Raw genomic sequence first — 9,494 nt, forward strand, 5'->3', positions numbered from 1 at the left:
CAAGTGGCAACCGGTCTGCGCTCACGCTTGCCGGGCTCGTTCCGTCGGCGGGGCTTTCAGCCAGACCTGCTCATGCCACAGGAGGCACTCTTCGCCAGAGAGGCGCATTCCATGCAGGCTGCTATGCGCAGGGCACTCTTACGCAGAGGGCGTTCTGGCAATGCTGCTTTTTCTAAAATCGAAAGCAATGTTGCCGGAAATCTATACCGGATGTGCAGAAAGGAGGAATCCAGATATGGCGATTTTTCATTACACAATCAAAATAGTCGGACGAAGTAAAGGGAAATCTGTTATCTCCGCTTCCGCATATCTCAATGGGGATGTGATGAAAAACGAGGAAACCGGGAGAATCAGTTATTACACTTCTAAAAAAGAAGTGGTCTACACCAGTCTGATGATGTGTGAAAACGCACCTCCTGAATGGCAGATAGTACCAGAAGAAAATATAAAACGCTTTCAAAAATCTGTCCGCTACAAAAGGTCAGAAGATAAAGAAGCTGCTTTAGAAAAATTCAAAATCACATTTCAGAAACAGAGGTTATGGAATGAGGTATTGAAGATTGAAAAAAATGCAGATGCCCAACTTGGCAGGTCATTTGAATTTGCCCTCCCCAAAGAATGGAGCAGACAGGAACAAATTCAATATACAACCGACTATATCCAAAAAACTTTTGTAGATAGAGGAATGTGCGCTGATTGGAGTATCCACGACAAAGGGGATGGCAACCCCCATGTCCATCTGCTTCTAACTATGCGTCCTTTTAACCCGGATCATTCTTGGGGAAAGAAAGAAGTCAAGGATTGGGATTTTGTCAGAGATAAAAACGGAAATATCGTGATTGATGAATCCCATCCGAACTGGTGGCAGGATAAGAAAAACCCTGACCGTCATGGAATCCGTATCCCTGTATTAGACGAAAACGGAATTCAGAAGATTGGAGCAAGAAACCGCCTGCAATGGAAACGGGTGCTGACCGATGCTACTGGATGGAACAATCCAAAAAATTGTGAACTGTGGCGGAGTGAATGGGCAAAGGTATGTAATGAACATCTGCCTTTGCATAATCAAGTTGATCATCGTTCTTATGAAAAGCAGGGAAAACTCCAGATTCCTACCATCCATGAAGGAGCTGACGCAAGAAAGATTGAACAAAAGTTTTTTGCCGGGCAGGAAATAAAAGGCTCGTGGAAAGTAGCGGAAAATCAAATCATAAAACAACAAAACACGTTATTGCAAAAGATACTAAACACCTTTGGGAAAGTATCGGGTGCATTATCATTATGGAAGGAGCGATTAAATGACATTAGAAGAAAGCCGGGAAATTATACCCTTAATGGAATCCATGATTGGTCAAATCGAAGAACAGCAGAACCTAATGGCAGAAATGATTCTGGAAATGCAGAACCGGGACACTCAACTCTCTCTTATGCAAAAACAGAATCAGAAATTACAAAAATTAAACAACGAGTTATCCGAGCTGCTCAACATTTTGCCAAATACCGAGGAACTGCTTTCCAAGATGGAAGAACAGAAAACGAAGATAGAGCTTTTGGAAAACGAAAATCAGCAATGGCAGAAATTGGCACAGAAGCTGAACAGCGAAAACAGTTTATTACTGAAACAGAACACCGAATTGCTGAACTGGAACAGCAGATAGAGAAAGGGCGTGATATAGATGAACGAATCCAGAGAATCAAAGAACGCCGAACAGTTGGAAGAACTTCTGCTCTTGACCGAGGAGATACAAGAAGAACTAGAACAGAAAGAACAGCTTATCGTGGAACTGAAGACGCAGCTCAGCGAATCTCTGACCTTGAACGAGAAATTAAACAAAGAGAACAGAGCCGGGAATATTCAAGCATTAAAGAACGACTTGAAGCTGGCAGACAGAGCATTGCGGATCGAGAAAGAGAAGTTGCGAAGCGCAAACGTCATGATAGAGGAATGTCAAGATAAAATATGCTATTTAACACAGGAACGGGATTATGCCCGGACACATCAGAAAATCGTAGAAATACCGGTAGAAAAGCCGGTACTCTATGAAAAATGTGAAGCCTGTAACCGGACAGCCTATCAGAATGCAAAAGCAAAATACGAAACACAAAAAGAGCGACTTGCAGGACAGTATAAAGCAAAAACGGTAATGTTCCAAACAACCTTGTTCCTTCTTGCATGGTATTCGTTGACAACCACTCTTTTTCAGGCAGTACAGTCAGATATGTTCCTTGTCGATTGTAAATCATTCTTCAATGATTTAGCATCATTCATACAAACCTTTGTCGGATGGACGATTGATGCCGGGCATTCTGCGGCACAGATTAGTACAAAAATTCCAAATGCTTTTATAGCCGGAATGGTATATTGGTTATTGCTAATATTGATTGTAGGAATATGTATGGCAGGAACAGGGATGCTGGCGATACTGATAGAAATAAAGGTTATAGAATTATATAAGAAAAACTGTTGGGATGTTATTACTCTACTAATGATACTGACAAGTGTTGCTATTGTCATTTATTTTGGAGAATCAATCAAAAAAGTACTGTCAGTAAATCTTCTATTGCTTTTCGTACTTTCGCAGGGCGCATATGTTGGAATTAGATGTTATCTTAAAGTTTGGTTAGAAAAAAGACCATATTAGTATTTTCAACTTACTGTATAGACAGTAAAATTACTCCATACCAGCCTAGTGAAAATTTACTGTATGAAAAGAAGTATTACAGAGAAAAAAGGCTGTAAAAACAGGAACAGCCAGCCCGAAAGAATTTACGGACTGGCTGTATCAGCAGAGTAATGTAATTGTGGAGCTGACCGAGATATGAAAAGCTTTCTATCATCAATTTCGCATTATTGCAATAACAGATTGCTTCTTCCATGAATGAATAAGCAATATTGTCATCAAACTTTCAAGCATAAACATAGCAACAGCAAAAAGAGTAAAAGCAACAACCGGAAATACAAATCCCGTAGACATGCCTGCATTTTTCAAAAATATACCGATTGCATATCCGCCGGGGATTCCAACAACAGCAGTTATAAGCAATGCAATCAAAGTAGTAAAAAGACCTTCCATCATAAATGCTTGCTCCAACTGCTTATTTGTCATACCAATAGATTTTAGTGTGCCCATTTCCTGTTTCTGTGATAAAAGATTTGTCACAGTAAGATTGATTTGATTGATGACCGCAAATATCCACAAGATGGCTGCAATCGCATAAGCTAATGTAAAACCTGCACGATTGTCTGATTGGTGTTCTACAATAAAATCTTGAAGGGTTTGTAAGCGAACATCCCTATTGTCAGAAACGAGTAATTTGAGTTCTTGCTCGATTATCTCCTGATATTCAGCTTCTGCTTGTATTTCGATTGCGTATGTACAGTCATAACCTGCAAGTTCTTTGAGCATATTTTCCGGCATTCTGAAAATATAGCCACCCATTCCATCATTGCTGGAAGTGATTGCACCAATTTTGAATGCTTTTGTTATTGTTTTACCACTATGATTTTTGAAATTAAAGGTCACAGTATCCCCAATTTGAGGTTTCCAATGGTAAACATCATAAATACGTTCGGGATCACTTACAACTAATTCTGTATCATCAGTAATATTTCCAGACAAAACCGCTGCATTTAGCGACGCCAAATCCTTTTCATTATAGCCGAGCATCAAGGTGCTATCTGAAATATCATTGTCTGTTGAGAAATCAACTGGTACGGTAGCATAAGTAAATATATTGCTAACTCCCTCTATATCTCCAACACGCTTTACATAATCAGAAAAATATTCTTTCTGCAAGAGAGCATCCAAATTTTCACTTTCGTTTTCTAAATCAATGCTGATTTTGAAATCTCCGTACTTCATATCCCAATAACGAGCCATACTCTCGGCATTAAAAGAACTCTGATAACTTGCTGCAAGGAAAAATATAACTCCGCACAGTCCCAATGATAAAATGGTCAATAGAGATTTTTTTCTGTTTCTGGAAAAGCTGATTTTCGCTAAATATACAGGCGTAATACGATGTCTTTTGTGAGTGCGGTAATTTACAATTCCCACTGGATTTTTCAGGGCGGAAATTGGAGAAGTATTCGCTGCAATTTTTGCTGGTTTACGAACACTAATATAAACAAGCAGTATTCCAAAAAGGCATGCGCCACATAGAGAAACAATAAATGCAAATACTGACCAGCCTTTTGATTGCAGACAATAGCTGATGATCGTTCCCATGATACTACCAATTAAAATCCCCGGAACTGCAAGCATATAACCCTGTTTAAGAACTATTTTATAAATTTGCTTTTTACTTGCCCCTATTGTCCGAAGCTGTCCGAACTCAGCAACTTTTTGTCCAACCGAAATATAGAAAATGCTGTAAATTACAAGTGCGGCAGCTAAAAACAAAATGGCAGCAACTACACCATATACCGCATAATTACTGAAGGACAAAGTTGTATTTACATAATCATAGTAACTGCTGACTGTCCAATTATTCAGTCCAGTCTCCTCTGAAATTTGAGATAATATTTCTGTTGCTTCGTCTTTTGTAAGGGTATCTGCATTTTCAAGCCAAACATATCCATTAAGCAGGTTATTTCCACGTAATTCCCGGCATTTTTCAAGTGAAACAAAAACAGGATAAGCGGTAGAAGTTTTATCATGATAAATACCAACAATAGTATAATTCTTCAAAGTACCATCCAGATTCAACTGAACTATGGCGTTGATTTCCGGAGACTTATTTTCACTGGCAAAAAAGGCATCTGTAACAGCAATTTCACTTGCTTTCTCTGGATATTTTCCGTCAAAGGCAGGAATCAAACTAAGCATGTCATCATCATAATAAATCAGAGACAGTTCTTTAGAATTTTCTTTCACTGTTTTGATATTACAGGAAAGTCCTACACTTTTTACTTCTTCGTTTGCTAACAACTTTTCTTTACTGTCCTGCGTAATGTCAAAGAAAATCCCTTGATGTAATCCTTCGATTTCTTTCTGATTTTGATAAATGATATTTTGCACTGTGAGCAACGACATCATTATCATAGCAACGGCTACAATAATTGCCGAAAGGCAAAATAAGTTTTTCTTCTTATCAAAACGCACACTTTTTCGTGCTAATTTTTTAATTACTGCACTGGTATCATTTTCAAAAGGATAATTCATAATTCCCACCTCCTTTAGCCAACAATTTTACCATCTTCAATCCGTACAATGCGGTCTGCGAGTTGAGCGATCTCGTTGTTGTGAGTAATCATTACAATGGTCTGATTAAATTCTCCGCTGGTATGCTTCAAAAGCCCTAACACATCTGCACTGGTCTTGCTATCAAGATTTCCGGTCGGTTCATCAGCAAGGATAATCGCAGGCTTCGTAATTAAAGCTCGTGCAATCGCTACACGTTGCTGTTGACCGCCTGAAAGATTGTTCGGCATATTTTCCAGTTTATCTTCTAAAGCCAACATATACACAACTTCGTCCATAAATTTCTGGTCTACTGTATCGCCATCCAGTTCCACAGGCAGGACGATATTTTCATATACATTCAAAATCGGAACCAGATTATAATTTTGGAAGATAAATCCGATGTTACGACGGCGGAAAATTGTCAATTCATCATCATTCTTTTTTGCGAGTTCTTCTCCCCGTACAATCACGCTGCCGGAAGTGGGGGTATCAAGTCCTCCCATCATGTGAAGCAATGTAGACTTACCGCTGCCGGAAGTTCCAACTACGGCAACAAATTCTCCCTGTTCCACAGTAAAATTTACACCATTAAGGGCACGAGTAATATTTGGTTCTGTGCCGTAATACTTCTTTAAGTCGATTGTTTGTAAAATGCTCATATTCAAATGCTCCTTTCAAGGCTTTCTATCTGTTGATAAAGCCATTGTAAACCACAAATGTTACACAAATGTCCGAGATAGAAAAAATTTTTATCGAAAATCAGAGTGAAATGTTACAACGCTCGGACATTTCAAAAAAAGTGGTTATATCTTACCTTACAGGAAGCATAATAGAAAATTCTGAGCCTTGCCTCAGCTCTGAAACAACCTTGATATAGCCCCCTTGCCTTGTTACAATCTCACGAGCCAAATACAAACCTATTCCCACACCCTGTTGATCGTGTACTTCTTCCTCACGATAGAAGCGCCGGAAGATGGCAGCCTGATTGCTTTCTGAAATGCCCTTGCCGGTGTCGGTCACTTTGACCTCTACGTACATTTCCCACTGAACCACTGATACAGAAATCTTTCCACCTGACGGAGTGTATTTTACTGCATTGTCCAGCAGATTGAAAAGGGCTTCGCTTGTCCACTTGCTGTCATGGGAGATTATCAAATTTTCCGGGCAATCCACGGATACAGCAATTTCTTTTTTCTCTGCGGCATATACAATACTGCTCATGGCTTGTGCAAGCGTATGGAATAAGCTGCTGTCTTTCTTTTCTAATCGTATTGCTCCGGTTTCCAACCGGGACGTTTTAACCAGTGCTTGGAACAGAAAATCCAGTTTATCAGTCTGACTACGTATGCCTTGTAAAAAGTCCATCCGTTCTTCTTCTGAAACAGGCTTTGTTAAAAGTGTGTCCGTTACCATTTGCAAATTGCTGACAGGCGTTTTAACTTGATGTGAAATATCAGAAATCAGCATTTGAAGCTCCTGTCGTTCCATGTCTACCTTGTGCCGGTTTTTCTGCATAATCTCATACAACCGGATTAAGCGGTGGTTGATACGGGCAAAAAGAGTTTCACTATCATTTGACTTTTGTAATTCCTCGTTTCCATCAATCATGTTGTCCAGCGTCCGGCACAAATTAGAAGTAAAATGAGAAAGGCGTTTTCCAAAAATCAGCACCAATAGCCAAATCCAGAAAAACGCACAGAGTGTCAATGTTCCACCCACTATAAAAATTCGTATATCCTGCATTATACCGCCGAAAATACCGGTAATTACCAGCATAGAGAAAACCATGCCAGCACTAACCAGTCTACAAATTTTCTTAGCAGAAAGGTTATTCAGATTCATTTCTTTTCGCCTCCTGTCCATTGATACCCCATACCATAAACCGTTTTGATATATGTGTCGCCATCTGCTTCAATCTTACTGCGAATACGGCTGATAGAAGTAGTAAGGGTATGTTCATCTACATATTTTTCATCAACATCCCACAGTTTTTCTAAAAATTGTTGGCGAGTAAGTACCTGCTTCGGATTTTTAAGAAATAGGTTCAACATTTTATATTCCATCGCAGAAAGTGCTAATGGTTTCCCGTTCAAACTTGCAAATTGTTCCGAAAAATCCAGAAACAAGCTACCATCCTCGTAAATATCCTTAGCTGGTTTGTGATGCTCCAACATAGCGAACATGGCTTTGATTTTTCGCTGCAAAGCACTAATCGAAAAAGGTTTCGTGATATAATCCACTGCACCAGCTTCATATCCCCGTATCTGATTGCTTTCCTGATCGTTGGCAGTTAGAAATATAACTACTGTATCAGGATGCTCTGGCTTGATAAGACGGCATAGGTCATAACCATTTCCGTCTGGTAAATTTATATCCAGCAATACCAAATCAAAAATGTTTGTTTTTAATGATTCAGCGGCTGTCCTTGCATTCAGAACAGAAGTTATTGTGTAACCGTCCAATTCCAAATTATAAGTAAGCGTTTTATTCAAAAGATTATCATCTTCGACAATTAAAATATGCTTCATATTATCACTTCCTTTTCTTTTTGCAGATAGTATAACAGGCAAATGTCCGAGAATTGTTACAAGGACAAATATATTTTTCATTTTACAGCTTTTTTCTGTGTACTGCAATTTTATAAAAGAAAGGACAGCAGTGTCAAATTGCTGTCCTTTCTTTTATCATAGCTGGTAGTGTATAAGCGTGGGTTCATCATATCGGGTGTGGTATCTTTAACTACAGGAAACTCCCTACAACACTATCTCACTTCTTGCTTAATAAAGTTCTAATGAATCTTCTGTATCCACCCACATCTGTAAATTGCCATCAAGATATAATCTTGCATATTCCAAAGGCTCATCCACAGCCAATGAAGTAAGCGCACATTCTGATCCATATGTGGTTTTTAAATTTTTTTCAGCTTCCCAGCAATCAATGCGAAGCATATATCCAGCACTTGTGTAAACATCAATACTATCGTGGTTTATATTATATTCTGCATAAATTGTTCTCATCGTATCTTATCTCCATTTTCTTTTGATAATCAGTTACAGAGTTAAATATCGAAAACATTTCAATCAGTTCACCATGTCGTTATTGTTATATGTTATATTGTGTTATGAAATTTTCTTTCCCTTAATTTTTCCCATATTAAGGTTCATGAAAAGCAATGGGAAAATGTAACACAAGGGAAAGAGTAAGGGAAAGTTCACTTGCTACAAACTTAGTATTTTCAAGGGTTTGCGAAGAATTTGATAATCAAATATAACAGTTATTAAATTTCCTAAAATATGTGAAATATCAACTTGAATTTGGCTATTTCGTTGCAACAATACTTATCCAATGATTTTTTGCATTTGAATACGTTTTGATCTCTGTAAAACCCGCTTCTTTCAAAGCGGCAACAAGTTGTTTAGATGTGTAAATCTTCATACCATTGATCATCTTTGTCCATTTTTCATCTGCGGCATTCGTTCCGTCACTCTCGTTACAAATCAGGAATATGCCTTCGCTTTTCAGCACACGGTTGACCTCGGAAAAGCATTTTACTAATCCTGGCCAAAAGTAAACTGTTTCGAAGGCAGAAACATAATCAAAAGTCGCGTCAGAAAAGGGTATAGCAGATACATCTCCTTGAACTACATTACATTTCCCTTGTTTAATGGCGAAGGCGTTCAATTTTTGAGATTCTGCCACACTAACCTCAGAATAATCCATTCCTGTCACGTGGCCATTTCTACATCTATCAAGCCAAACCGCAATATTTGCTCCGCCGCCACAGCCGACGTCCAGAACTTCAGCATCAGACTTCGCGGAGATATTTGAGAATCCCCATTGCGATAATTTGGCGTGACCACTGTTCATCATCTTCGTCATCAATTTTCCGCCGAAGCCTTGTGGCTTACGGGTATTTTCAAAAAATCTCATTACAGAATTCCTCCTCCACAAATACCGGTTTTCTTAATTCGACAAACCGGTATTGCTCAATCGTTTTTCTCCGTTAGGAGAATATACAATCCATAAATAAAAAGAACAAGGAATAAAACCGTAGGAATCAATAATCCATTTTCTAAAATATTTACAATCATTCTTCCAGGTGGCGTTACCCATGCAGTTGCCGGATTTTGCATTGCCGCTATTATCATTCCTACAATACCAACAACACCACTTAATGTTAAAAAACCACCTTTTATATTTCTACTCATAATCATTACCTCCTCGTTAAATACCGATTGAACAAAATCGCTGCGCGATGGCCTGCCAAGGCTGTGGCGCAGTTTTATTTTTATTAAAAAAGCAGTGGAA

10 protein-coding genes are annotated in these 9,494 nt (G+C 38.8%); 3 read left to right on the plus strand and 7 right to left on the minus strand.

Going from position 1 to position 9,494, the window contains the following annotated elements; all coding sequences use genetic code 11:
• From ACESZG_RS18615 to ACESZG_RS18625, 3 genes are all read left to right on the plus strand, one after another.
• Positions 1–279: hypothetical protein (locus ACESZG_RS18615; protein WP_373218934.1), on the plus strand; the 279-nt coding region annotated here is incomplete at its 5' end.
• Positions 236–1,957 carry a MobA/MobL family protein gene (locus ACESZG_RS18620; RefSeq protein WP_015530716.1) on the plus strand — a complete coding sequence of 574 codons (1,722 nt, stop codon included), beginning with the start codon at positions 236–238 and terminating at the stop codon, positions 1,955–1,957. The genes ACESZG_RS18615 and ACESZG_RS18620, both read left to right, overlap by 44 nt.
• Positions 1,935–2,642 carry a DUF6040 family protein gene (locus ACESZG_RS18625; RefSeq protein ID WP_008394183.1) on the plus strand — a complete coding sequence of 236 codons (708 nt, stop codon included), beginning with the start codon at positions 1,935–1,937 and terminating at the stop codon, positions 2,640–2,642. Before ACESZG_RS18620 ends, ACESZG_RS18625 begins: the two co-directional genes overlap by 23 nt.
• 195 nt (positions 2,643–2,837) lie before the next feature.
• On the opposite strand, the gene ACESZG_RS18630 is transcribed toward ACESZG_RS18625, so the two are convergent.
• The 7 genes from ACESZG_RS18630 to ACESZG_RS18660 form a co-directional block, all read right to left on the minus strand.
• Positions 2,838–5,165, minus strand: a complete 2,328-nt coding sequence (locus ACESZG_RS18630; RefSeq protein ID WP_055152279.1) for an ABC transporter permease — start codon at positions 5,163–5,165, stop codon at positions 2,838–2,840.
• Positions 5,166–5,179: 14 nt separating this feature from the next.
• Positions 5,180–5,845 carry an ABC transporter ATP-binding protein gene (locus ACESZG_RS18635; protein ID WP_006859033.1) on the minus strand — a complete coding sequence of 222 codons (666 nt, stop codon included), beginning with the start codon at positions 5,843–5,845 and terminating at the stop codon, positions 5,180–5,182.
• Positions 5,846–5,996: 151 nt separating this feature from the next.
• Positions 5,997–7,028, minus strand: coding sequence for a sensor histidine kinase KdpD (locus ACESZG_RS18640; protein WP_006859034.1), 1,032 nt, complete (start codon positions 7,026–7,028; stop codon positions 5,997–5,999).
• Positions 7,025–7,714 carry a response regulator transcription factor gene (locus ACESZG_RS18645; protein WP_009265522.1) on the minus strand — a complete coding sequence of 230 codons (690 nt, stop codon included), beginning with the start codon at positions 7,712–7,714 and terminating at the stop codon, positions 7,025–7,027. The genes ACESZG_RS18640 and ACESZG_RS18645 overlap by 4 nt, the downstream gene beginning before the upstream one ends.
• Positions 7,715–7,963: 249 nt before the next feature.
• A complete protein-coding gene (locus tag ACESZG_RS18650; protein ID WP_006859036.1) occupies positions 7,964–8,203 on the minus strand; it encodes a DUF6061 family protein in 240 nt (79 codons plus the stop codon).
• 301 nt (positions 8,204–8,504) lie between these two features.
• Entirely contained in the window at positions 8,505–9,116 is a 612-nt protein-coding gene (locus tag ACESZG_RS18655) for a class I SAM-dependent methyltransferase (RefSeq protein ID WP_373218936.1), read from the minus strand.
• Between the two features lie 56 nt (positions 9,117–9,172).
• Positions 9,173–9,494, minus strand: a 322-nt coding sequence (locus ACESZG_RS18660; protein ID WP_368211413.1) for a hypothetical protein, incomplete at its 5' end; no start/stop codon positions are given.

Source organism: Blautia sp. Marseille-P2398 (assembly GCF_964240315.1).
GTDB classification, from domain to species: domain Bacteria; phylum Bacillota; class Clostridia; order Lachnospirales; family Lachnospiraceae; genus Blautia_A; species Blautia_A wexlerae.